This window comes from Caulobacter sp. 1776 (assembly GCF_040545685.1).
Classification (GTDB): domain Bacteria; phylum Pseudomonadota; class Alphaproteobacteria; order Caulobacterales; family Caulobacteraceae; genus Caulobacter.
Genome location: NZ_JBEPMI010000008.1, coordinates 1 through 23,945, shown reverse-complemented (window position 1 = coordinate 23,945; position 23,945 = coordinate 1). Strand labels below are relative to the sequence as shown.

Annotated in this window: 22 protein-coding genes and 1 riboswitch; of the genes, 14 read left to right on the top strand and 8 right to left on the bottom strand. The window is 67.1% G+C overall.

All coding sequences use genetic code 11. The features are described from left to right. From ABIC66_RS20755 to ABIC66_RS20740, 4 genes are read left to right on the top strand one after another with little or no spacing between them, the layout of a single operon-like run. Positions 1-981 carry a sugar phosphate isomerase/epimerase family protein gene (locus ABIC66_RS20755; protein ID WP_354072741.1) on the top strand — a complete coding sequence of 327 codons (981 nt, stop codon included), beginning with the start codon at positions 1-3 and terminating at the stop codon, positions 979-981. Continuing rightward, positions 981-2,123 (top strand): Gfo/Idh/MocA family protein, encoded by a 1,143-nt coding sequence (locus ABIC66_RS20750; RefSeq protein ID WP_354072739.1) that lies wholly within the window; start codon positions 981-983, stop codon positions 2,121-2,123. The genes ABIC66_RS20755 and ABIC66_RS20750 overlap by 1 nt, the downstream gene beginning before the upstream one ends. Then, positions 2,120-3,175 (top strand): sugar phosphate isomerase/epimerase family protein, encoded by a 1,056-nt coding sequence (locus ABIC66_RS20745; RefSeq protein WP_354072737.1) that lies wholly within the window; start codon positions 2,120-2,122, stop codon positions 3,173-3,175. The genes ABIC66_RS20750 and ABIC66_RS20745 overlap by 4 nt, the downstream gene beginning before the upstream one ends. A gap of 20 nt (positions 3,176-3,195) precedes the next feature. After that, a complete protein-coding gene (locus ABIC66_RS20740; protein ID WP_354072736.1) occupies positions 3,196-3,558 on the top strand; it encodes a c-type cytochrome in 363 nt (120 codons plus the stop codon). Between the two features lie 24 nt (positions 3,559-3,582). Here the strand turns inward: ABIC66_RS20740 and ABIC66_RS20735 are convergent, their stop codons facing one another. Next, positions 3,583-4,419: a 3-keto-disaccharide hydrolase gene (locus ABIC66_RS20735; RefSeq protein WP_502910384.1), complete on the bottom strand. Its 837-nt coding sequence runs from the start codon at positions 4,417-4,419 to the stop codon at positions 3,583-3,585. Positions 4,420-4,594: 175 nt separating this feature from the next. Between ABIC66_RS20735 and ABIC66_RS20730 the strand changes: the two genes are divergently transcribed. From ABIC66_RS20730 to ABIC66_RS20720, 3 genes are all read left to right on the top strand, one after another. Continuing rightward, entirely contained in the window at positions 4,595-6,343 is a 1,749-nt protein-coding gene (locus tag ABIC66_RS20730) for a GMC oxidoreductase (protein ID WP_354072735.1), read from the top strand. Next, positions 6,343-6,918, top strand: a complete 576-nt coding sequence (locus tag ABIC66_RS20725) for a gluconate 2-dehydrogenase subunit 3 family protein (RefSeq protein WP_354072733.1) — start codon at positions 6,343-6,345, stop codon at positions 6,916-6,918. The genes ABIC66_RS20730 and ABIC66_RS20725 overlap by 1 nt, the downstream gene beginning before the upstream one ends. A gap of 82 nt (positions 6,919-7,000) precedes the next feature. Further along, positions 7,001-8,692: a GH39 family glycosyl hydrolase gene (locus ABIC66_RS20720; protein WP_354072731.1), complete on the top strand. Its 1,692-nt coding sequence runs from the start codon at positions 7,001-7,003 to the stop codon at positions 8,690-8,692. Between the two features lie 6 nt (positions 8,693-8,698). On the opposite strand, the gene pdxR is transcribed toward ABIC66_RS20720, so the two are convergent. After that, the gene (pdxR, locus tag ABIC66_RS20715) at positions 8,699-10,096 is read right to left on the bottom strand and encodes a MocR-like pyridoxine biosynthesis transcription factor PdxR (RefSeq protein WP_354072729.1); all 1,398 of its coding nucleotides are present in this window, start codon (positions 10,094-10,096) and stop codon (positions 8,699-8,701) included. A gap of 98 nt (positions 10,097-10,194) precedes the next feature. Here pdxR and ABIC66_RS20710 point away from each other — a divergent pair, with 98 nt between their 5' ends. Then, the gene (locus ABIC66_RS20710; RefSeq protein ID WP_354072727.1) at positions 10,195-11,190 is read left to right on the top strand and encodes a hypothetical protein; all 996 of its coding nucleotides are present in this window, start codon (positions 10,195-10,197) and stop codon (positions 11,188-11,190) included. 25 nt (positions 11,191-11,215) lie between these two features. Further along, on the top strand, positions 11,216-11,806 hold the full coding sequence (locus ABIC66_RS20705) for a dihydrofolate reductase family protein (RefSeq protein ID WP_354072725.1): 591 nt from the start codon (positions 11,216-11,218) through the stop codon (positions 11,804-11,806). Here the strand turns inward: ABIC66_RS20705 and ABIC66_RS20700 are convergent. Beyond that, complete coding sequence (locus tag ABIC66_RS20700) at positions 11,763-12,029, bottom strand: hypothetical protein (protein WP_354072723.1); 267 nt, start codon at positions 12,027-12,029, stop codon at positions 11,763-11,765. The two genes, ABIC66_RS20705 and ABIC66_RS20700, sit on opposite strands and share 44 nt — an antisense overlap. Before the next feature lie 56 nt (positions 12,030-12,085). After that, positions 12,086-12,859, bottom strand: a complete 774-nt coding sequence (locus ABIC66_RS20695; protein ID WP_354072721.1) for a DUF899 domain-containing protein — start codon at positions 12,857-12,859, stop codon at positions 12,086-12,088. 71 nt (positions 12,860-12,930) lie between these two features. Between ABIC66_RS20695 and ABIC66_RS20690 the strand changes: the two genes are divergently transcribed. The 3 genes from ABIC66_RS20690 (at position 12,931) to ABIC66_RS20680 (ending at position 16,259) form a co-directional block, all read left to right on the top strand. Continuing rightward, the gene (locus tag ABIC66_RS20690; protein ID WP_354072719.1) at positions 12,931-14,211 is read left to right on the top strand and encodes a helix-turn-helix domain-containing protein; all 1,281 of its coding nucleotides are present in this window, start codon (positions 12,931-12,933) and stop codon (positions 14,209-14,211) included. Positions 14,212-14,220: 9 nt separating this feature from the next. Next, a complete protein-coding gene (locus tag ABIC66_RS20685; protein ID WP_354072717.1) occupies positions 14,221-14,859 on the top strand; it encodes a Vgb family protein in 639 nt (212 codons plus the stop codon). Between the two features lie 161 nt (positions 14,860-15,020). Next, positions 15,021-16,259: an MFS transporter gene (locus tag ABIC66_RS20680; RefSeq protein WP_354072716.1), complete on the top strand. Its 1,239-nt coding sequence runs from the start codon at positions 15,021-15,023 to the stop codon at positions 16,257-16,259. A gap of 45 nt (positions 16,260-16,304) precedes the next feature. On the opposite strand, the gene ABIC66_RS20675 is transcribed toward ABIC66_RS20680, so the two are convergent. The 4 genes from ABIC66_RS20675 to araD1 form a co-directional block, all read right to left on the bottom strand. Next, the gene (locus ABIC66_RS20675; protein ID WP_502910383.1) at positions 16,305-18,704 is read right to left on the bottom strand and encodes a TonB-dependent receptor; all 2,400 of its coding nucleotides are present in this window, start codon (positions 18,702-18,704) and stop codon (positions 16,305-16,307) included. A 378-nt stretch (positions 18,705-19,082) separates the two neighbouring features. After that, a riboswitch (glycine riboswitch) is annotated at positions 19,083-19,171 on the bottom strand. 260 nt (positions 19,172-19,431) lie between these two features. Next, entirely contained in the window at positions 19,432-20,583 is a 1,152-nt protein-coding gene (locus tag ABIC66_RS20670; RefSeq protein WP_354072712.1) for an aldose epimerase family protein, read from the bottom strand. A 38-nt stretch (positions 20,584-20,621) separates the two neighbouring features. Then, complete coding sequence (locus tag ABIC66_RS20665; RefSeq protein WP_354072710.1) at positions 20,622-21,554, bottom strand: Gfo/Idh/MocA family protein; 933 nt, start codon at positions 21,552-21,554, stop codon at positions 20,622-20,624. After that, positions 21,551-22,546: an AraD1 family protein gene (araD1, locus tag ABIC66_RS20660; protein WP_354072709.1), complete on the bottom strand. Its 996-nt coding sequence runs from the start codon at positions 22,544-22,546 to the stop codon at positions 21,551-21,553. Before araD1 ends, ABIC66_RS20665 begins: the two co-directional genes overlap by 4 nt. Positions 22,547-22,839: 293 nt before the next feature. Here araD1 and ABIC66_RS20655 point away from each other — a divergent pair, with 293 nt between their 5' ends. Further along, positions 22,840-23,598, top strand: a complete 759-nt coding sequence (locus tag ABIC66_RS20655) for a FadR/GntR family transcriptional regulator (protein ID WP_354072707.1) — start codon at positions 22,840-22,842, stop codon at positions 23,596-23,598. 222 nt (positions 23,599-23,820) lie between these two features. Beyond that, a partial coding sequence (locus tag ABIC66_RS20650) for a hypothetical protein (protein ID WP_354073266.1) occupies positions 23,821-23,945 on the top strand: 125 nt, incomplete at its 3' end.

The following is a 23,945-nucleotide window of genomic DNA, read 5'->3' as shown; positions in this document are numbered from 1 at the left end:
ATGTCCATCCAATACAAGGAAAGCCCCGTGCGCTTCACAGCTTTCGGCAATCCGTCGGTCGACGCCGATCTTTCCCGACGCGGACTCCTGGCCGCGGGCCTTGGCATGGCCTTCGCCGGTGGCGCGAGCGCTGCGGAGCAACCGTTCTTCCAGCGCCACAAGCTGCCGCTCGGCATCCAGCTCTACACCCTGGGCCCGGATCTCGCGAAGGAGCTGGACGTCCAGCTCGCCACGGTCGCCAAGATCGGCTTCAAGTCGGTGGAGTTGGCTGGCTATCTGGGGCGCACCCCAACCGAGCTGCGCGCCGCCTTCGACCGGGTTGGTCTGATCTGCCCCAGCGCCCACATCTCACCCAAGGGCGCCAATGGCCCCAGCTTCAGCGGTGACCTCGCCAAGCTGGCCGACGAGTTGCACGTGATCGGCGTGAAGTCGGCGATCATGCCGATCCTCTACATTCCCGATCGCCTGGGGAGCGCCGACCTGCGCGCGGCCGGCCCGCAGATGACGGCCGACGACTGGAAGTGGAACGCCGACTTCCTCAACGAGAAGGCCGCCGTTCTGAAGAAGGCCGGCATCGCGACCGGCTATCACAACCACAATTTCGAGTTCGCGCCGCTCGGCGACACCAATGGCATGGAGATCCTGCTGAAGGGCACGGATCCGAGCCTCGTCGCCTTCGAGATGGACGCCGGCTGGGTCACGGCGGCGGGGCAGGATCCGTTCGCGTTGCTCAAGAAGCACCCGGGCCGGTTCACTCAGATGCACGTCAAGGACATCAAGGCCACGACCAAGGCCAATTTCGAGCTGCGGCAGGATCCGACCGAGGTCGGCGGCGGCATGATCGCCTGGCCGAGGCTGTTGGGCGCGGCCTATGACGCCGGGGTCCGAGGGTTTTACTATGAGCAGGAGGCGCCGTTCGCCCACGCCCGGCTGGAGTCGGCCAAGATCAGCTTCGACTATCTGGCGGGCGTGAAAGGCTGATGAGCGATTCCGCGCCCCTGCGGCTGGCCATGGTCGGCGGCGGTCCCGGCTCGTTCATCGGGCCGGTCCATCGGATGGCCGCCGAGCTGGACGACCGTATCCGGCTGGTCGCCGGCGTGTTCAGCCGCGATCCCGGCAAGAACGCGATCGCCGCCGACAGCTGGGGCGTGGCGCGCGACCGGGTCTATCCGGACCATCACGCGATGTTCGCGGCCGAGCGGGCGCGGGACGACGGTGTCGACCTGGTCTCAGTGGTGACACCGAACCACCTGCACTTCGATGTCGCTGCGGCCGCCCTGAGGGGCGGGCTGCACGTGATCAGCGACAAGCCCGCGACGCTGAACCTCGCCCAAGCTCGGGACCTGGCCAATATCGTCGCCGCGTCCGGTAAGCGCTATGGTCTCACCTATACCTATACGGGCTATCCGATGGTCCGCGAGGCGCGTGAGATCGTGACGCGGGGCGACTTGGGGCGGGTTCGCAAGGTCGTCGTCGAGTACTCGCAAGGCTGGCTTTCGCGACCGCTCGAGCGGGAAGGCAACAAGCAGGCGGACTGGCGCTCGGACCCGGCCCAGTCGGGCGTCGGCGGTTGCATCGGCGACATCGGCGTCCACGCGTTCAACATCGCCGAGTTCATCACCGGCGACCGTGTCGGGCGCCTGTGCGCCGACGTCGCCACCGTGGTTCCCGGACGCAGCCTAGACGATGACTGCAACGTGCTGCTGCGTTTCGACGGCGGCGCACGGGGCGTCCTGATCGCCTCGCAGATCTCCGCGGGCGCGCGCAACGGCCTGAAGATCAGCGTCTATGGCGAGAAGGGCGGCCTGACCTGGGGGCACGAACGCCCCAACGAACTGATCCTGGATTGGCTGGACGGTCCGAGCCACGTGCTACACGCCGGATCCGGCTATCTGGGCGCGGCCGCCCGCGCGGTTACGCGGCTGCCGACGGGGCATCCCGAGGGTTTCATCGAGGCCTTCGCCAACATCTATCGCGACTTCGCCGATGCGATCGAAGGCCGTGATGGTGGGCTGGTGCCCGACATCGCCGAGGGCGTGCGCGGGATGGCCTTCGTCGAGCGCGCCGTGGCCGCCAGCCGGGCCGATTCCGGCTGGGTCACGCTGGAAGGAGAGGGGCGATGAAGACGCTCAAGGGCCCGGCCATCTTCCTGGCCCAGTTCATCGGCGACAAGCCGCCGTTCGACAAGCTGGAGACCATGGCCGCCTGGGTCGCCGACCTCGGCTATGTCGGCGTGCAGATGCCCACCGGCGGCGCGGACTCGTTCTTCGACCTGGCCCTGGCCGCCGAAAGCCAGACCTATTGCGACGACATCGCCGGGCTGCTGGCCGAGTACGGTCTGGAGATCACCGAGCTGTCGACCCACCTGCAGGGGCAGCTAGTGGCCGTGCATCCGGCCTATGACGAATTGTTCGACGGCTTCGCGCCGCCAGAGCTGCGCGGCAAGCCCCAGGAGCGCCAGGCCTGGGCGGTTGGACAGCTGAAGGCCGCCGCCATCGCCAGCCGCCGTCTGGGCCTGAACGCTCACGCCACCTTCTCCGGCGCGCTGGCCTGGCCGTACTTCTATCCCTGGCCGCAACGGCCGGCGGGTCTGGTTGAAGAGGCTTTCGCCGAGCTCGGCCGCCGCTGGAAGCCGATCCTCGACGCCTTCGAGACCGAGGGCGTCGACGTCTGCTACGAGATCCATCCGGGCGAGGATCTGCACGACGGGGCCACGTTCGAGCGGTTCCTGGACGAGGTTGGCGGCCATGCGCGCGCCAACATCCTCTACGATCCCAGCCACTTCGTGCTGCAGCAGCTGGACTATCTCGGTTACATCGACCGGTACCACCAGCGGATCAAAGCCTTTCACGTCAAGGACGCCGAGTTCCGCCCGTCGGCTCGCTCCGGCGTGTATGGCGGCTATCAGGGCTGGGTCGACCGGCCGGGCCGCTTCCGATCGCTGGGCGACGGCCAGGTTGACTTCAAGGCGATCTTCTCGAAGCTGGCCCAGTACGACTACGCGGGCTGGGCGGTGCTGGAATGGGAGTGCGCGCTGAAGCATCCCGAACAGGGCGCCCGCGAAGGCGCGCCGTTTATTCGCGACCACATCATCCAGGTGACGGACCGCGCGTTCGACGATTTCGCCGGCAGCGCGCCTGACGCGGGGCGCAACCGACGGCTCCTGGGCCTCTAACCTTCGAGGGAAATGCTCCAATGAAGCAATCGCTTATGCTTGCCGCCGCTCTGATCGGGGCGGCGACCAGCGCCGCCGCCGCGCCGCCTTCGGGACAAGCCGTGTTCGAGCAGCGCTGCTCGATCTGCCATTCGCTGCAACCCGCACCGGGAAAGATGGGGCCGCCCCTGGCCGGCGTCGTCGGTCGCAAGGCGGGGACGGCCAGCGGCTACGCCTACAGCAGCGCGATGAAGGCCTATGGTGTCACCTGGACGCCTGAGGCGCTTGACGCCTTCGTCAAGGCTCCCGGGAAGACGGTCCCCGGCACCAAGATGTTACTTGGCGCGCCGGACGCCGAACAACGCGCCGCGGTGATCCAGTATCTGGGCTCGCTCAAGAAGTAGCTTCCCAAGCGAGCCCGCTCCGGCTCAGCGCGCCGTCAACTCCTGGATCTCGACATCCTTGAACTCGATCGGGTGGCCTTCGCTCTGTAAGGCGATATAGCCCTCCGTGACGGGCTGGGCGCCGTGCGCGAGGATGTAGGGCTTGGCGCCGCCGGCGACCGTGTCGTCGGGATCGAGGGTCATGCCCGCATAGTGATGGACGGCGACACCGTTGATCTTCTGGGTCACCTCGCCATTGGGCAGGACCTCCAGTTCGGCCTTGACCCATGTTCCGTTCGGAACGGTCGGGGCGTTGGCCGGCGGGGTGCAGTGCTCTTTGACCTTAGCGCCATCCATGGTGATGGTGATTCCGGGCGTGCAGACCGCGCCGGTGGGGCGGGGCGCGTCACCGTCCTTGCCCAGCAGCTGAAACTCGACCGATACCGGGAAGAGCTGATCGACCGTCATGCTCTCGGGGCTTTGGCTGTGGAACATGATCCCGCTGTTGCTGCGCGCCCAGGCGGGAGTGTCGGCCAGGCCCCCCTCGGTCAGGAAGCGATAGGTCAGGCGCAGCCGGTAGGCCTTGAAGGGCGTCTTGTAGAACAGATGGCCGAACTGGCCGTCCAGCTTGTCGTAGCCGGCATAGGAGACGCGGATCACGCCGTGGTCGACCACGAAGGTCTTGGCGTAGTTTTCGCCGACCGGATGTTTGGCGACCTTCGGCGTCCAGCCGTCCAACGTCTTGCCGTCGAACAGCGGGCGCCAGGGCCCGGCCTTGACGTCCTCGGCGCTGACCTGGGTCGCGCTCCCCAGCGCCAGGCAGCCCATCAAGGCGGCCAAGGCGGCGCGGCGCGCGCGAACGGTCACGTTCGGTTTGATCATGCTCTTCGTCTCCGTCCCAGGCGCTCAGTGTTTTTCCGGTGAAATGCCGAGCTTTCTTGCAATGTAACCCATTTCATGGAAGCTTCCAGCCAACAACGAAGGGTTCGCCGAGGTCGGCGCGCCGAGCTGGAAATCGGCCGGCGTGCCCCAGTGAGCGTGCGATTAGGGAGTAGTCATGGCCAATCTCAACGGTCGCGCGCGCCGAAAGAATACGTATGACGCGATTGTGGTGGGCAGCGGAATTACCGGCGGCTGGGCGGCCAAGGAGCTGACCCAGAAGGGCCTCAAGACCCTGGTGCTCGAGCGCGGTCCGATGGTTCGCCATCTCGAGGACTATCCCACCGCCACCCTCGATCCTTGGCAGGCGAAATATCCCCAAGGCCAGCTGCCGAAGGACGAGCTCAACGCTCACTATCCGGTCCAGAAGCGCACCGGCTATACGCTGACCGAATACACCAAGCATTTCTTCGTCCGCGACGACCAGAACCCCTATGTCGAGGAAAGCCGCTACGACTGGATTCGCGGTTATCACGTTGGCGGGCGATCGCTGACCTGGGGGCGGCAGAGCTATCGCCACAGCCCCATCGACTTCGAGGCCAACGCCCGCGAGGGCATCGGTGTCGACTGGCCGATCCGCTATGAGGAGCTCGCGCCCTGGTACGAGCATGTCGAGCGCTTCATCGGCGTTTCTGGCCAGCCTGAGGGCCTGGCTCATTTCCCCGACGGTCATTATCAGCCGCCGATGGAGATGAATTGCGTCGAGAAAGCCTTCAAGGCCAAGTCCGAGGCGCGCTTCCCCGAACGCCGGGTCACGATCGGTCGGGCCGCGCACCTGACGGAGCCGACCGAGGAGCAGCTCAGCCTGGGTCGCACCAAGTGCCAGTATCGCAACATGTGCATCCGTGGCTGTCCGTTCGGCGGCTACTACAGCTCCAATTCGGGCGGGCTGATCGCGGCCGAGCGCACCGGCAATATGGTGATCCGGCCTAGCTCGATCGTCACCTCGCTGATCTATGACGAGAAGGCGGGCAAGGCGACCGGCGTGCGCATCCTCGACGCCACGACCCGCCAGGAGGAAGAGTTTTACGCCGACGTCGTGTTCCTGTGCGCCTCAGCCTTCAACTCTGCCTGGATCATGATGAACTCGACCAGTTCGCGGTTCCCCAACGGGTTCGGCAACGGCAGCGACCAACTGGGCCGTAACGTCATGGATCACCATCTCGGCGTCGGCGCGGTCGGCGAGGCGCCTGAGTTCGCCGACATGTACTACTCGGGCCGCCGGCCCAACGGCATCTATGTGCCGCGCTTCCGCAACCTGGGCGATGCGGCCACCAAGCGATCCGACTATCTGCGCGGCTTTGGCTACCAGGGCGGCGCCTCCCGTTCGGGCTGGGACCGCGATCTCTCGAGCCACGGGTCCAGCGGCAGGGGCTTTGGCGCGGCGCGCAAGGCCGCGCTCAGCCAGCCTGGTCCGTGGACCATGGGGCTGGGCGGATTTGGCGAAATCCTGCCGTATGCCGACAACCGCATCACCCTGAACCGCGACGTCAAGGACGAGTTCGGCCTGCCGACCTTGTCGATGAATGTAACGATCCGCGAGAACGAGCTGGCCATGCGCCGCGACATGCAGACCGCGGCGGCCGAGATGCTGGAGGCGGCGGGCTTCAAGAATGTGCAGGGTCGCGATGGCGGCTATGCGCCAGGCCTGGGCATTCACGAAATGGGCACCGCTCGCATGGGACGCGATCCGAAGACCTCGGTGCTGAACGCGCATAACCAGGTCCACGAGTGCAAGAACGTCTATGTCACCGACGGCGCGGCGATGACCTCGGCGTCCTGCGTGAACCCGTCGCTGACCTATATGGCGCTGACCGCGCGGGCGGCCGACCATGCCGTTCAGGCGCGCAAGAGGGGAGAGCTGTGATGCTGAGCCGACGCGACGCGATCCGCGGCCTGACCCTGACGGTCGGGCTCGCGGCCAGCGGTTGGGCCGAGCGGGCCATGGCGGCCGCGCCCGCGCCCGCGACCTTGAGCTGGACGCCCACGGCCCTGACCGCGGACCAGGCGCGCCTGGTCGACGTCGTCGCCGAGCTGATCATTCCGGCCACCGACACCCCCGGCGCGCGGGACGCCGGCGTTCCACAATTCGTCGATCGCACCGTCGCCACCTATTACGACAAGGGCCAGGCGGAACGTTTCCTGGCCGGGCTCGCGCGCATGGACGTCGACGCCCGCGGGGCGTACGGCGACATCTTCGTTTCGCTGACGCCGCAACAGCAGGTTGAGCTCCTGACCCGCTACGACCAAGAGGCCGAGGCCGCCCGGAACCAGACGCCGGATCAAGCCCACTTCTTCCCGGTCATCGAGGATCTGGTGACGGTGGGTTACTTCACGTCCGAGCTCGGGGCAACGAAGGCGCTGATATATGAACCCGTGCCCGGGGCCTATCACGGTTGCGTTCCTCTGGCGGAGATCGGCCGCGCCTGGGCGATGCGTTAGGGCGACGGCCGCCACCGATCGCGATTGAGTTTGCCGCCCTGCCTGCTATTTGTCTGACTAATAAGTCGAAGCGGGACGGGACATGCGCGAAGGTATCGGCGTCGGACTAGCCGCCCTTGTTCTCCTGGGATCGCCGGCCTTCGCTCAGGCGCCCGCCGCGATCCCTGTCGCCATCACCGTCGACGCCGCCAAGCCGATCGGAGAACTGCGACCGATCTGGCGGTTCTTCGGCGCCGACGAGCCCAACTACGCGACCATGAAGGACGGCCGCAAGCTGCTCGGCCACCTGGGCGCGCTGAAGCCCAAGTCCGTCTATTTCCGCACTCATAACCTGCTGAATACCGGCGATGGCGCGCCGGCGCTGAAGTGGGGCAGCACCAACGTCTATACCGAGGACGCCGACGGCCGTCCGATCTACGACTGGACGATCCTCGATCGACTGTTCGACACCTATTTGGCCAACGGGGTCCGGCCCTATGTCCAGATCGGCTTCATGCCCCAGGCGCTATCGACCCATCCGGAACCCTATCAGCACGCCTGGCGGCCGGGCTTCGACTACAACCTGATCAGCGGCGGCTGGGGTTATCCGCCCAAGGACTACGACAAGTGGTCGGAGCTGGCCTATCAGTGGGTCCGCCACTGCGTCGACCGATACGGCCGGGCCGAGGTCGAGACCTGGTACTTCGAGGTCTGGAACGAGCCCAACGGCCCCGCCTATTGGAAGGGCACGCCGGAGGAGTTCCACAAGCTGCACGACTACGCCGTCGCCGGGGTCCGCCGCGCCTTGCCGACCGCGAAGGTCGGCGGTCCGGACGTGGCTGGCAGCGGCGGCCAGTTCATGGAGGACTTCCTCACCCACATCACGGACGGAACCAACTACGCGACGGGGCAGAAGGGCACGCCGACCGACTTCCTGGCCTTCCACGCCAAGGGCGCGCCGCGGTTTGTCGATGGGCACGTGCAGATGGGGATCGCCACGCAGCTGGCCGGGATCGACAAGGGTTTCAGCATGATCGCGGCGCGGCCGGCGCTCAAGGCCAAACCGATCGTCATCGGCGAGTCAGACCCGGAAGGGTGCGCCGCCTGTCAGGGACCTAGCTTCGGCTACCGCAACGGCACGGTCTATTCCAGCTATACCGCCGCCGTCTTCGCCCGCAAGCATGACCTGGCGACCCGACGCGGCGTCACGCTCGATGGCGCCCTGACGTGGGCCTTCGAGTTCGAGGACCAGCCCTATTTCGCGGGTTTCCGGCAACTGTCCAGCAACGGTCTGGATCTGGCGGTGGTCAATGTGTTCCGGATGTTCAGTCAGATGGGGCCCGAACGGATCGAGGCGGTCAGCTCGGGCCAGATCCCGCTGGACGAGATCATCGCCAAGGGTGTGCGCGACCGTCCCGACATCGGGGCGCTGGCTAGCCTGGGCGCGGACCGGGTAGCGATCATGGTCTGGAACTATCACGATGACGACGTGCCAGGACCCGCGGCCGACGTGACGATGGTCCTCAAGAATCTGCCGCGCGCCTTCGCCGGCGCCAAGCTGGTCCAGTATCGGGTCGACGAGGACCACGGCAATGTCTACGGCGCCTGGCGGCGGATGGGCTCGCCGATGGCGCCGACCAAGGCGCAGTACGACTCGCTGGAGCAGGCCAGCGGTCTGGCGGCGATCGACACCGCGCCGCCGTCGCGCGGCAAGGACGGCTTGACCTTGACCTTCCAGCTGCCGCGCCAGGGCGTGTCGCTGTTGGTGCTGGAGACGCCGAGTTCGCGTCCCTAGCGCCGTTCAGCCGATCGCCCGCGACAAGGTCGCCGCCACTTCGTCGGCCTTTTCCTCTGGAACGTTCGTGAAGCTCATCAACAGGCCTTGGTCCGGTCCGGGCTTGAGATATTGACCCGACAGCGGCGACGGCTTCAGGCCGTGCTTCAACGCTCGCCGCGCCAAGTCGGCGTCGTCACCCAGGCCGGGAAAACGTCCCAAGACGTGCAGGCCGCCGGCGCGATGGGTCAGGACGATCCGATCGCCGAATTGGCGCTCGAGCGCGGCGACCAGCGCGTTCCGGCGCGCCTTGTAGCGCACCATCATCCGGCGCAGGTGGCGGGCGAAGTGGCCCTGGCGCATGAACTCCGCCACGGCCAACTGTTCGAACATCGCGACGCCGCGATGGCGGAGCTGCTGGGCCGTCCGGGCGGCCTCGGCCAGCTGCGGCGGCACGACGAGATAGCCGAGGCGCAGCGACGGCAGCAGCGACTTGCTGAAACTGCCCGCGTAGAAGACACGCCGGTCGACGTCCATGGCCTTCAGGGCTGCCGGCTTGTGGCCGCTATAGTGGAACTCGCAGTCGTAGTCGTCTTCCAGGATCCAGCCCCCGGCCTCAGCCGCCCAGGTCAGAAGCGCGTGACGCCGGGCGGGCGACAAAGTGATCCCCAGGGGGAATTGGTGCGCGGGCGTGACGATCGCCAGTTTGGCGGCAGGGGCCTCCGCGCGTCCCTGATCGACGCACAGCCCTTCCTCGTCCACAGGAACGGGGGCGATCGCCATGCCCCGGGCGGACAACGTTTGCTGGACGAAACCGTAGCCCGGATCCTCGATCCAGACCGTGTCGCCCATGGCCAGCACCAGGTCGACGGTCAGGTTGAGGGCGTCCTGAAAGCCATGGGTCACGACGATCTGGTCGACGCCGCAGGTGACGCCGCGCGACACCGCCAGATAGGCGGCGATAGCCTCGCGCAAGGCTGGCAAGCCCATAGCGGCGGGCGCGATCATCTCGTCGATCGGCAACTGGCGGGCCTGCCGCGCGAGAATCCGGGTCCAGGGCTTGCGGGGGAAGAGATCCAGCGCTGGCAGGCCCAGTTGCAGCGGCAACCAGGGCTCGGCGGCGTTGGCGCGGGGCGGCGCCACGCTCGTATCAGCCGCGGCGCGGAAGCCGGGCGCGACGATCGTGCCGCTGTGTCGCTGTGCGATCAGGCAGCCTTCGCCGGCAAGGCGCGCATAGACCGCGTCGATCGTACCGCGTGCGACGCCCAGCTGAATGGAGAGGCTGCGGGTCGATGGCAGCCGCGCCCCCGGCGGCAGACGACCCTCGCGGATCGCGACGTGGATCCGGTCATAGAGCTGCCCGTGCAGCGACTGCTCCGAGCCGCGATCGATCGCGAGCGCGTCGAGATAGGACGCCTGATCCATGGTCCAGTCATTTTCATCAAAAGCGGCCCTAGGCAATGGGCCATCCGCAACCTCTAGTCAGGTGGTCGCCGAGGCGGGCGGCCGATGGAGGGACGGGCGTGACCACGGAAAGAGATCGGATCTTGCCGCCTAGCCTGGCGCTCTGGAGCCCGGTCGTCGCGGCGATCCTCTATCCCTGGGGGCTGCGGGCGTTCCACGCCGCGGTCGCGCCGGGCGGCGGCGGGACGGTCGTCGCGGTGGTCTGGTTGGCCGTCGCCTTCGCCTTGCCGCTGTCGTGCCTGGCCTTGGCGCTGCCCGGCGGCGCCAGCAGCGAAGCGCCGGCGCGCCGGCTCGCCTTCGCCGGCCTGACCGCGCCACCCTTGTTCGTCCTGGTCGGGGTATTGGCGGGCCTGCTCCATTCGCCGGTCGAGGACATCTGGATCTGGCCGATGTTGTGGATCGCGCTCGGGACGGCGGCGAGCTTCGGCAAGGCCAGCGAGCCGGCGCCGGAGACCCAGCCGATGACGCGCCTGCGGATCGCGCACGGCGTGTCGGCGGTGCTGATCCTGCTGTTCGTGGCGTTCCATCTCTTCAACCATCTGACCGGCCTGATCGGTCCCGACGTGCACGCCCGGGTGATGAAGTTTGGCCGGGTGGTCTATCGCTCGCGAGTCATAGAGCCAGTGCTGGTGATCCTATTGCTGTTTCAGGTGAGCGGCGGTGTGCAGCTAGCCTGGCGGTGGAGCGCCCGCCCGCTGGACCTGGCCAAGGCGATCCAGGTCGGCTCGGGCGCCTATCTGGCCGCCTTTATCCTGACCCACATGAACTCGGCATTCGTCTCGGCGCGCGCCGTCCACAAAATCCAGACCGACTGGGCTTGGGCCACCGGCGCGCCAGAGGGGCTACTGGCGAGCGCCTGGAACATCCGACTCGTGCCGCACTACGCCCTCGGCGCCTTTTTCGTCGTCGTCCACCTGGTCTGTGGCTTGCGCCAGGTGCTGTTGGCCCACGGCGTCCGGCGCGAACTCGCCGACCGCGCCTGGGGCGCGGGTCTAGCCGGCGCCGCCGCGTTGTCGGCGGCGATCACGGCCGGGCTCTGCGGCGTACGGATCTGAAGCCTTTCATCTTCAAGGAGAGCTCATGTCGAAACTGATTCTCAGCATGTTCATGACCCTCGACGGCTTTGTCGAAGCACCGGGCGGCGGGCTGATCCGGCCCGACTGGTCGGAAGATATGGAGCGGAACTGGTCCACTCCGAACGTCGCGCCGGACAGCCTGCTGCTCTACGGCCGTCGCGCCTTCGAGCAGAACGCTCCGCTCTGGCCGGCGATGGAGCGGGACGAGAACAATTCCGTCGCCTTCCGAGCCCTGGCCAGGACGATGAATGAACTGCCGAAGGTGGTGGTGTCCCGAACGCTGACGGCTCCCGGCTGGAACGCGACCGTTTCCAAGGACTCCCTGGGGGACACGGTCCGGCGATTGAAGCAGAGCTTCGCGGGCGAGATCAACGCGGTCGGCGGCGTAACCCTGGCCGCGACGTTACTGGCCGGGGATCTGGTCGACGAATATCGACTGCTGCTGATGCCGCACCTCTTTGGCGCCGGTCATTCGGTCTTCAAGGCGCGCCATGCGCCGATCGCCCTGAGTTTGGAGGATGTCCACCGCATGGACACCGGCGCCGTGCGGCTCACATACCGCCGCCCGCGGGACGAGCAAGCCGTCGCCGCGTGACCAGTCGCAGCCAGCTCGGCAGGTGGAAGGCGGCCATCAGGAGATACATCAGGGTCATGCCGCCGATCGGCCCATTGCGGCCCGCCGTGCAGATCATCGCGCTCTGGCCGTCACCGAACGCCATGCTCCAGAGCGCCATGGTCGCGAAGGTCGGTGAGGCCGCCAGGCCCAGCCAACCGGAGAGGTCGAGCGCGCCGTCCGCGCGATCCGAGTTCTTGCTCATGCGCATCGTCCTGAAAGCGGCGCGGACGGCGGACCATCCGCGCCTTGATCGTGGTGTCAGTCCTTCCAGGCCTGCTGGCCGGCGTCCGAGATCTCGACCCATCGCTGGTCGGGCGCGGCGCCCTCGACATAGGCGTCGTGCCAGTTCCACCACTGGTAAGGCGGCGTCTGTGGGTAGCCCTCGGGCGACACCTCCCAGACCTCTTGGCGACCGAGCGGTGTGGCGTCCAGATAGCTCCAGGTCGTACCCATGGCCTCGTCGCCACGGACATTGATGAAATAGGTGCGGAACACGCGATCGCCGTCGCGGATGAACACGTTGTGGCCGTGCCATTCGTCGACCCCGAAGTCGGCGTCGAAGCTGTCGGTGATCGTGTACCAGGGCATATCCCAGTCCATCCGCGCCTTCAGGCGGGCGATGTCGGGCTGAGGCGCGCGTGAGATGTAGGCCAGGGTGGTGTCGCGAGCGTTCAGGTGCGCCAGATGCGCGACTTGATCAGCCCCCAGCGAGCAGCCCGGACAGGCATGGTCTGGCCAACCGTGGACGCCCGGCTCGAAGAAGGCGCGATAGACGATCAACTGGCGGCGGCCTTCGAACAGATCAAGCAAGCTGACCTTGCCGGCCGGTCCGTCGAAAACGTAGGTCTTTTCGACCGCCATCCACGGCATCCGTCGGCGTTCGGCGGCGAGGGTGTCACGGGCGCGTGTCAGGGCCTTTTCCTTGACCAGCATCTCCTCCCACGCGGCCTGCCAATCCTTGGGCGAGACGACGGGCGGCCTATGTATCGGCGCGGCCCCGTTCTTGTGGTCGTCTGCGGACGATTTCGTCATGACTTGTGCGATCCTTCGGTTTCACGCCGACGCGGATTGGCGGAACGGGCTGGGACCGCCGGCCGTCGTCGATGGGCAAGGTTGGCGCCGGAGGTCGGAGCGGTGGGAGTGACAAGTGTGACGGGATTTCGATGGACTCGCTGATTACCGCCGCGGCGTGGGCCCTGGCGGCCGGCGATCCTCTCGGCGCCCTGAAGCGGATCGCCCTTCGCGACGACGCGCCCGCGCTGGCGTTGCGCGGCGTCGCCATGGCGCAACTGGGCGACTTCGCTCGCGCCAAGGCGCTTCTGCGCGCCGGCGCGCGCGCCTTCGGTCCCCGTGAAGCGGTGGCGCGTGCGCGGTGTGTGGTGGCGGAGGCCGAGATCGCGCTGGCCTCGCGCGATCTCAACTGGCCCGTGAAGACGCTCGACGCGGCGAGGTCCGTCCTTGAGGCGCACGGCGATCAGACCAATGCGGCGCATGCGCGCTATCTTGAGATCCGGAGGCTTGTGCTGATCGGGCGGTTCGACGAGGCCGAGCAGCGGATGGCCGCCCTGGATCCGACCTCGCTTCCGCCTGCCTTGCGAACAGCCCATGCCTTGGTCGTGGCGGGCGTCGCGATGCGGCGTCTTCGGGCCGGCGCGGCGGGAGCAGCGCTGGATCAGGCCGAACGCAGCGCGCGCGAAGCGGGTATTCCGGCCCTGACCGCCGAGGTCGAGACCGCCCGAAAGGTGCTGGACGCGCCGGCGGCGCGGCGGGTCGGCGTCGGCGCGGACCGCGCGTTGCGTCTGGTCGAGGTCGAGGCGCTGCTGGCGTCCAACGCCTTGATCGTGGACGCCTGTCGGCACGGCGTCCGCGTCGGGGAGAAGGTGGTATCCCTGGCGCGCCGGCCGGTGCTGTTCGCGCTCGCGCGCGCCCTGGGCGAGGCTTGGCCTGGAGACGTCTCCCGAGAGGTATTGGCGGCGAAGGCGTTCGGCGCGCGGCAGATCGACGAAAGCCACCGCGCGCGGCTGCGGGTCGAGATCGGCCGGTTGCGGGCGATGCTCCGCGGACTGGCCCAGGTGCCCGCGACTCAACGGGGGTTCGCCCTGACGCCGGAGCGCGCCGCCGAGGTCGTCGTCCTGGCGCGACCCGTCGACGAGCGACACGCGGCTGTGCTGGCCTTCCTGTCGGACGGCGAAGCCTGGTCCAGCTCGGCCCTGGCGATCGCGCTCGACGCTAGCCAGCGGACGGTCCAGCGTGCGCTCGACGCCCTGGCGGCGGCCGGCAAGGCGCAGGCGGTCGGCGAGGGGCGGGCCCGGCGCTGGATGATCCCGGCGCTGGTCGGAAACACGACGACCTTGTTACTCCCCACCGCCCTGACGCGGCCCTAGGGTGCGGCCATGCAAAAGTCCTCGGCCGAAATCGTTCACGAATACGGGCCCTTTCCAGGTCTCGACACGATCCATGGCGTCACCTTCGACGGCCGACACGTCTGGTTCGCGTCGGGCGGAGCGCTGAACGCCCTGGATCCCGAGACCGGCGCCATCGCACGCTCGATCGAGATCGCCGGCCACGCGGGCTCGGCGTTCGACGGTCGGCACCTGTTCCAGCTGACCGAGGACCGCATCGTGAAGATCGATCCCGCCACGGGCGAGGTGCTCGCCACGATTCCCGCGCCGGGTGGCGGCGGGGACTCCGGGCTGGCCTGGGCCGAGGGTTCGTTGTGGGTTGGCCAGTATCGCGACCAGAAGATTTTCCAGATCGACCCGGAAACGGGCGCCGTTCTCCGGACCATTCAGTCCAACCGGTTCGTGACCGGCGTCACCTGGACCGAAGGGCAGCTGTGGCACGGCGCGCATGACGGTGAGGATTGCGCGCTGAGACGCGTGGATCCCGAGACCGGCGGCGTACTAGAACGGCTCGAGCTGCCGTCCGGGGTCTTTGTCTCGGGGATGGAGGCGAGCAATGACGGCCGCTTTTTCTGCGGCGGCGGATCTAGCGGCAAGGTCCGAGTCGTCCGTCGCGTGCAGGGCGCCTAACCTCATAGTTCGACGCTCATCGAAAAGTTCTGAACGAACAACCCGAAAATCTGCGCGGCGATGACCGGGCGGGACGTGCCCCTTGACCCTAGGTAATGGGCGGAAGACCGAGGGACTGGGCTGGTCCTCGGTTTCCCAGTTCCAGTGTCCGGAGGGTTTTCATGTCTTCTCTTCCTGCCGAACGCGTCGAGGGCAAGGCATCAGGTGATGTCGAACGGCCCGCCGCTTGGGCCGCGGTCGGCGCCCTGACCTTGGGCGTGTTCGCGCTCGTCACCTCTGAGTTCTTGCCCGCCAGCGTGCTGACGCCCTTGGCGCGGGACCTAGGCGTCAGCGTCGGCGCCGCCGGCCAGGCCGTGACCGCCACCGCCGTGGTCGGCGCGTTCGCCGCGCCGCTGACGCCCGTGCTGACCGGACGCTTCGACCGCCGCGTCGTGATGTGGGCTCTGATGGCGCTGCTGTGCGTCTCGAACCTGCTGACCGTCTTCGCGGCCAACCTGCCGATGCTGCTGGCAGCGCGTATCCTGCTCGGCGCGAGCCTGGGCGGATTCTGGTCGATGGCCGCGGCCCTGGCCATGCGCTTGGCGCCGCCGGCCGAGATGCCGCGGGCGATGTCGCTGATCTTTACCGGCGTCTCGGTAGCCACCGTCTCGGCCGCGCCGATCGGCGCCTATGTCAGCGACACCCTGGGCTGGCGCGCGGCGTTCATCATCGCGGGAGCGGTCGGCGCCGTGGCCCTGCTGGCGCAGCTGGCGACCCTGCCGCGGCTCGCCCCTACCTCGACGCCGCGTCTGGCCGGCCTGATCGAGGTCGGGCGACGCCCGGCGGTGGCCACCGCCTTGCTGGGCGTGCTGCTGGTGATCTCGGGCCACTTCGCCGGCTTCACCTATGTGCGGCCGGTGCTGGAGCAGGTGGCGCATCTGGACGTACGCGCCGTCTCGTTGAGCCTGCTGGCTTTCGGCGTCACCGGTTTCTTCGGCAACATCGCCGGCGCGGCCCTGGTCGGGCGGGACCCGCGCCTGTCGGTGCTGGCCGGTTCGGCTTTGGTCGCGGCGGCCGCGCTGGCGATCGTGGTGCTGGGCCAGGTCGGTCTGGTCACCGCCGCCGCCTTGGCGCTGTGGGGCTTCGCCTTCGCCATGCTGCCGGTCGGCTTCCAGTCATGGGCGACCTCGGCCGCGCCTGACCAGGCCGAGCTGGCCGGCGGGCTCCTGACCTCGACCTTCCAGGTGGCGATCGCGGCGGGCGCGGTGTTCGGCGGCCTGTTGGTCGACCAATTCGGTCCGCTGAGCGCGCCGGCCTACGCGGCGGTCTCGGCCCTGGCCGCCGTCGGCCTGGTGCTGACGCTGCGGCGACGAGCGGCCCGCGCGCCCGCGCCGGCCGTCGCCTGTGAAGCTTGCCCGTGAGAACTGGATCCAGTCGGCCCTCGCGAGCCGACCGGATGGTCTCGGCTAGAAGTCGGCCGAGATCGTGACCTGAACGGTCCGTGGCGGGGCCGGACGGAAGCTGGCCGCGGTGTTCACCGTCGTGCTGATCGTGCCGAGATAGTCCTTGTCGAACAGGTTATCGACGTTGACCCGCGCCTTGACCTGGCTGAATGGCCCGGCCGAGAAGCCGTCGCCGATATCGACATAGGCGTTGACGATCGTGTAGCCGCCGACCTTTTCGCTGTTGATGAAGTTGGTGAAGCGGCCGTCCAGATGGCGGGCCGAGACGTTCATCAGCAAGCCGTCGAACGGCTCGATCGTGACGCCGCCCTGAACCACCCAGGCCGGGAAGTCGGGCACCTTCTTGCCGGCGATCGCCAGGGTGGTCGCCGCGGCCGTGGTGCTGGCGCGGTAGTTCAGCACGTCATCCTGGAACTTGGCGCTGTTGTACGAGACGTTGGCGTTGAAGTAGGCTTTGCCGGCCAGCAGCTCCGGCTTCCACTGGCCACTGAACTCGACGCCCTTGGCTTTCACCGCCCCGACGTTCTGGTAGAAGCTCTCGGTGATGCCGCCGCCGCCGGGCACCAGGGCCGCGAAGGCCTGCAGCCGGTTCTTGAACTCGGTTTGATAGGCCACGATCGAGGCGTTGAACGTGGGGTGGTTGGCGCGATAGCCCAACTCCCAGTTGGTCGAGGTCTCGGGCGCCGGCGCGGTGACCGTCGGGCTGGCGGCCGAGAAGATGTCATCGGCGCCGCGGGGCAGGGCCATGTTCTCCGAGTAGGAAGCGAACACCTGGTCGCGGCCGGTCAGGCTGTAGACCGCGCCGACCTGGGGCAGGAAGCTATCCTTCCAGTTGGCCTTCAAGATGGGGTGGCGGCTGTTGATATAGTCGTTCGGATTGCGATAACCGGCGATCTTGTAGTCGATATCGGTGGACTTGAAGCCCAGCTCGACCTTCAGCTTGGCCTCGAGCAGGGTCAGGGTGTCCTTGACGAAGAACTGCTGGGTTTCGCGCAGCGACTTGTAGTCCCGCTGGGCGTGGACCCGCTCGTTGAACAATGGCGCGCCATCGGGATTGCCGTTCTGCACGTTGTAGCGGTTCTGCGTACGATGATAGTCGTCGTTCTCCAGCCAGAGGCCGGCCTCGATCTTGTTGAAGCCCAGATGCCACGCGACCTTGGCCGTGACGCCCTGGCGGATGCCGTCGACGCCCGATAGGCCATATTGGATGCCCTTGGGCGCGGTCAGGCCCGGCACGATCAGGCGCTCGGCGTTGTAGCTGGCCAGCGAGGTCGCATAGGCCTCGGGCGAGACGCCATAGCCGCCCTTGTCTTCGTAGTAGGCTGTCGTCGTCAGGTCGAAGCTGTCGGTGATCGGCGTGTTCAGGGTCAGGCCGTAGAGGTGATCCTGCCGGCTGTTGACCGCGAACTTGTAGTACTGGGCGTAGTTCGAATTGGAGTAGGGGACCCCCGCCGTCGTTTCGGGTAGGCTGGCGGTCGGGATGTTCAGCGCCGTACCGAACGGGACCGACAAGGGAACCGCGCCAAGATAGGCGAAGGAGCGGCCCTTGCGCCCGAACACGTCTCCGGCGGCGCCATTGTACTGGGCCAGGGTGATCGACGGGCTGTCATAGTCGAAATAGTCGTTGTGGACGGTCTGGAAGCTGATGTCGCCGCCGTTGGGCAGGGCGTATCGCAGCTTGCCCTCGTAGTGTTTGCGGTCGATGTCGCCCGGGCCGCGCCACAGGTCGCCCTTGATCCACGAGCCGCTGACATAGCCCGAAAGCGGGCCATGCTCGCCCAGTTCCAGGCGCAGAAAGGTGCGGCGCAGATCGTCGCTGCCAAAGGTCTGGCTGATCGCGCCGCCGGCGTCCTTGGCCGGCGCCTGAGTGAAATAGTCGACGATCGGGCCCAGCGAGGCGTAGCTGGGCAGGGCGACGTCGCCGGCCCCGGCCGAGGCGGTCACGCGCAGCAGGTTCTCGTTGTCGACATAGCGATAGATCGGGCTGCCGCCGAACTGGTCGCTGCGGCCCATCGGGATGTTGTCGAGCAGGAAGCCGATCTGCTGGAAGTTGAAGGCGCGCACTGACACGGAGTTGCCGAACTCGTACATGCCCAGGGCGTCGTTGGCCTGAACGTTGAAGCCGGGGAGGGACTCCAGCATCTTGAGGCCGGTGATGCCCGCCGGCGCCGACAGCAAGGCTTCGCGGGTGATCGACACGGTGGCGGTGGCGTGATCGGTGCCGATCGCCACGCTGGCCTCCGATAGGCGCTTGCCGGTCACGACCAGGGTCTCGACCTCGGCCTTGTCGGCCTCCTGGGCCAGGACAGGGGTCGCGCCGCCCAAAATCGATGCGGTGAGAAGCAGCGCTCGCAAGTGGTGCGAGGCGCGCGGGTGCGTACGGAAGGTCATGGCTATCCCCAAGATTTTTCTTGACTGGGGTTAGCGTCGCCATGATGCGATGACAGGTAAATTCAGAATTTGTCGGACGGGTGTCAATATAATTTCAAAGTCAACTCAGCGCGCATACGTGGTCAATTTGTGAACACTGGCAACATACCCATCGATATTGGCAACGTATATTTCGCGAAAGTCGTGCCGACGATCGCGTGCGAAATGTAGGTCTGTTCGGAGGCGAGGGGCAGGTCAGCTTTGCATGGCGCACACTGGGGTAGGGCGCGCCAGGATGGCTCGCCTTCACACCCCCGCTGTCCTTGGCGCCTGAGAGATTCAGCGACCGCGTTCGATGCGGCGCCTTGCTCCTTCGGCGAGGGCGCGAGCGCCCTGCTTTCCAGCGTTCAGAAGCTTCTCGCGGTCCTTTTGCTTGAGCGTTTCCGGGGTGGTTTCGCCTTCAGCGCCGGGCTGGGCCCGATCTCTCCCGCGAGAGCAAGGACCAGCAGGCGGTCGCGTGGATCGGGGATCAAGCGGATTGATCCGGAGGCATCATATTCTCGGCGGGGTGCGAACGATCGCGGCGCCGGGCGCCCAATCAGGCGCCGCTGGCGTGCTTGGCATGCTCGATCAGGTTGTCATGCGACCAGGCCGCTATCTTTTGGGCCGTCTGGAAATTGTTCGGGCGTCGGTCACAGCCTCAAGGGACGCCAAGGCTTTCGCCCGGGCGCCCCTCGATCTGACCAAACTCCAAGCGTCGCTACTTCGCGACGGTCAGCCTGAAGACCATGGTGTTGCTGTACTTCTGGCCGGGGTTCAGCCGGACCGGCGCGAACTGCGGCTTGTTTGGCGCGTCGGGGAAGTGCTGCGGCTCCAGCGCGATCCCGTCGCCCTGGCGATAGATCTTGCCGCTCTTGCCGACCATGGTCCCATCGATGAAGTTGCCAGAGTAAAACTGGATGCCCGGCTGGTCGCTGAGGATCTCCAGGACGCGGCCGCTCTTCGGATCGGTCAGGCGGGCGGCCAAGCGCGGCGCGCCGCCGGCCTTGCCATTGAGGACATAGTTGTGGTCGTAGCCACGGCCGATCACCATCTGCGGATCGCGCGCGTCCCGGACCCGAGCCGCGACCGCCGTCGGCCTGCGGAAGTCGAAGGGCGTGCCGGCCACCGGCGTGATCGTTCCGGTCGGAATCAGCTCGCTGTCGACCGGCGTGTAGCCGTCGGCCGGGATGGTCAGGACATTGCCCATGGCCCCCTCGGCGACACCCTCGCCGGCCACGTTGAATAGGGCGTGGTTGGTCATGTTGACGATGGTCGGCTTGTCGGTCGTGGCGCCGTAGCTGATCGTCAGGTTGTTCTGCTCGTCCAGGGCGTAGGTCGCCGTGGCGGTCAAGGTTCCGGGATAGCCTTCCTCACCGTCCGGGCTGACATAGCCGAAAGTCACCGAGGCGGTCGGGCCGGACTTAGCTGACAGCACCTTCCAGACGACCTTGTCGAAACCCTTCACGCCGCCGTGCAAGGCGGCGACCTTGTTGTTGTTCAGGGCCAGTTGGTAGGTTTTGCCGTCTAGGCTGAAGCGACCCTTGCCGATGCGGTTGGCGAAGCGTCCGACCGAGGCGCCGAAATAGCTGGCGTTCTTTTCGTAGGTCGCCGCGTCGGCGAAGCCGAGGGCGATGTCGGCCTTCTTGCCGGTGCGGTCGGGACCGATCAGCGATTGCAAGGTCGCGCCGTAGGTGATGATCGTGGCGCTGACGCCCTTGGCGTTGGTCAGGGTGATGGCCTCGACGGCCTCCCCCGACGAGATGGCGCCGAACGGCTTGCGCGACAGCTCGGCGGCGCTCGCCGTGGTGGCGACAAGGGCGAGCGCGCTGCCCATCACAAGCGTGTAGGGGGCGATGGTCTTCAGCTTCATGGTGTCTCTCCCTTTGTCGTTTCTTTGTTCGGCCCGCGTTATTCGACGAAGGCCGGCGCGGCGACCCGCTCGCTGAGCAAGAAGGCGTCAGCGACATGGCGCAGCGGACTGACGTCGACGTCGCTTGCGCCGTCGGCGATCAATTTGGCGAAGGCGTCGTAGAGCCCCGGATATTCACGGTCGGGACCTTCTTGGATCAACTGGCCGTCGATCCACAGCTTGGCCCCGCCGTTGGTCAGTTTCAGCGCGCCGTCGTCGGTGTCGACCTCGATGTCCCAGCTTTGCGGGCCAGTCTGCAGGAAGTCCAGTTCGGCGCGGATTGGCGCGCCGGCCGCGTCGCGGAAGTCCAGCTCGGCCTGGATCGGCGACTGCTTGTTCTCCGGCACGTGCAGCACGCCGCGCGACAGGAAGAATGGGCGCGGCAGGATGCGGGTGACGATCGACAGGGCGTTGATGGCCGGGTCGAAGACGCCCAGGCCGCCGGCTTCCCAGATCCAATCCTGGCCGGGATGCCAGACGCGCACGTCCTCTTTCCAGTTGATCCGCACGGCCTTGATCGCGCGCTCGGTCAGCCATTCACGCGCGGGCTCGACGCCGACCGCGTAACGCGAGTGCCAGGTGGTCTGCAGGGTCAGGCCTCGCGCGGTGGCGGCCAGGCGCAGGTCCTCGACTTCGCTCAGCGTCGCGCCTGGGGGCTTTTCCAGCATCACGTGCTTGCCGGCCGCTAGGGCCAGATGAGCCAGCGCATGGCGCGGCTGAGGCGGGGTGCATAGCGCGATCGCGTCGACCGCCACGTCGCTGGCCAGGAGGTCGGCGAGGGCGGTGAAGTGGGCGACCTTATCCAGTTCCGCATTGCGGCTGACCACGGCGACCAGCTCGAAACGCGGATCGGCGGCGATGGACGGCAGGTGCTGGTCGCGGGCGATCTTACCCAGGCCGACCAGGGCCAGACGGATCGGCGTCACCGTCACAGCGACTTCACCGCGACCGGCTGGGCGTCCGCTTGGGCCAGCGGGTTGCGGACCGGATACCGGAACGGCGCGGCCTCGATCTCGAAGATATCGCCGATCTGGGTCTGAAAGCCCTCCGAGAACGACAGGGTGGCGGTGCCGAAGAAATGGACGTGCACGTCGCCCGGACGGCGGAAGATCTCATACTTGAAATGATGGTGCTCGAGATTGGCGATCGTGTGGGACATGTTCGCCTCGCCGGACAGGAAAGGCTTTTCCCAGACGGTCGCGCCGTCGCGGACGATCCGGCTGGCGCCGCGCACGTCGGCCGGCAACTCGCCGGTCAATAGTTCAGGACCGAGCGCCGCCTGGCGCAGCTTGGAGTGGGCCAGCCACAGGTAATTGCCGCGCTCGATGACGTGGTCCGAGAATTCGTTGGCCAGACAGAAGCCCAGGCGGTGCGGCGTCCCGTCGGGCCCAATAAGATAGACACCGGCGATTTCGGGTTCCTCGCCGCCGTCCTTGGCGAAGGCGGGCGAGGTGAGGGGCTGGCCGGGGCCGGCCAACTGGCCGCCGTCGCCCTTGTAGAACCATTCGGGCTGCACGCCTTCCTGGCCCGGCGCGGGCTTGCCGCCCTCGACGCCCATCAGGAACATCCGCATGGAATCGGTGAGTTGTTCACCGGCCTGGGCGGCCTTGTGCATCTTGTCGCGCCCCTCGGCCGAGCCGAGGTGGGTCAGGCCCGTACCGGTCATCTGCAGGTGGGCGGGATCAGGATGGTCGATCGGGGCCAGGACGCGGCCTTCGGCCAGGGCCGCGACGATGTCGATGTCTTCACCCAGCGCGCTGGCTTGAGCCGCTTCGGCCAGGGTGGCGTCCACGCGCAGCGCCATCTGGGCCAGATCATAGAGGGTGTCAGCGACCTCGACCTTGCGCGCCCGCCCCGAGTCGTCCACCGCCGCGAGTTGCCGAGCGCCGCTCGAGGTCTTCAATTGCACGAACCGGAACACCACGGCGAACGACCCTCTGAGGCTATATAATAGTCTGACAAATAACGCGGCCCGCCGGTCTGTCAAACCACGTTTCGTATTGAAGATGGCGCGGCGTTCGCCATTGAAGGCCCTTATCCAAGGTCATGACCCGTTTGGACGTGTGATTCATCGTACATTTGAACCGTTCAGGACGCCGAGGGGCGCGCTTCGACACGGCGGCGAATTCGCTTGTTCTCGGACAATTGGTCTCGCTAGAGTCCTGTCGAGGGCGCGCGACGGGCGCCGGTTGATGTCGCAACGGGAGCGAAGCGCGCGTGTCGAAGGCCAAGGAAGCGGGCGCTGGCGCCGACGGCGAGCGTGAGGATGGCTTCTCCGGCCGCATCCATGGGTCGATCGCGCGAGCCCTGGGTATCGCGATCGTTTCCGGCAAGCATCAGCCCGGCGACGTGCTGAACAACGAGATCGACGCCAGCGAACAGCTGCACGTCTCGCGCAGCGCCTATCGTGAGGCGATCCGCATCCTGGCCGCCAAGGGTCTGGTCGAGAGTCGGCCCAAGACCGGGACGCGGGTCAGTCCGCGCGCCCGCTGGAGCCTGCTGGATCCGGAAGTCCTGGCCTGGTTCTTCGAATCGGAACCCAGCGAGGCGTTCCTGCGGGAACTCTACGAACTGCGCATGATCGTCGAGCCGGCCGCCGCCGCCCTGGCCGCCGAGCGCCGCGACGACGCTCAGCTGGAGCGCATGCGCGCGGCCCTGGTGGCCATGCAGCACGAAACCCTCGCGACGGAGGCCGGGCGCGCCGCCGACCGTGACTTCCACGACACCGTGCTGGAGGCGACCCGCAACGCACCGCTGTTCACGCTGAGCAGCAGCATCGGCGCGGCCGTGCGCTGGACCACGATCTTCAAACAGCGTGAACGCGAACTGGCGCGCGATCCGATGCCCGAGCATTGGAAGGTGTTCGACGCCATCGCCGCCGGTCGCGCTGACCAGGCGCGACAGGCCATGGAGCGGCTGGTCAATCTAGCGCTGGACGACACCCGCGCGGCGATCGAACGACGTCCCGACCGCTAGGCGCGATCCTCGGAAAGCAGTGTATCGGCATCCTGGTCGCGGCTAGCCCGTGCTCGCGACGCGCCCGGCCTGATTGACGCTCCGTGCGGTGCGGTATAGTCAGACAAATACGATAAAGCGATGCCGCGAGCAGGCAGGCGCGTAATTTCGCGCCTGCCTAGATGTTCGTCGGTCGCCGCGCCTCCCGCCGTCGCCAAGGCCCCGTCGCCTTCAAGGATTGTCATGAGCGTTCCTTCCGTTTCACCCCGCGCCCTTCGTTCGCGCGCCTGGTTCGACAATCCGGACAACATCGACATGACGGCGCTTTATCTGGAGCGCTATCTGAACTTCGGGCTGTCGCTGGAGGA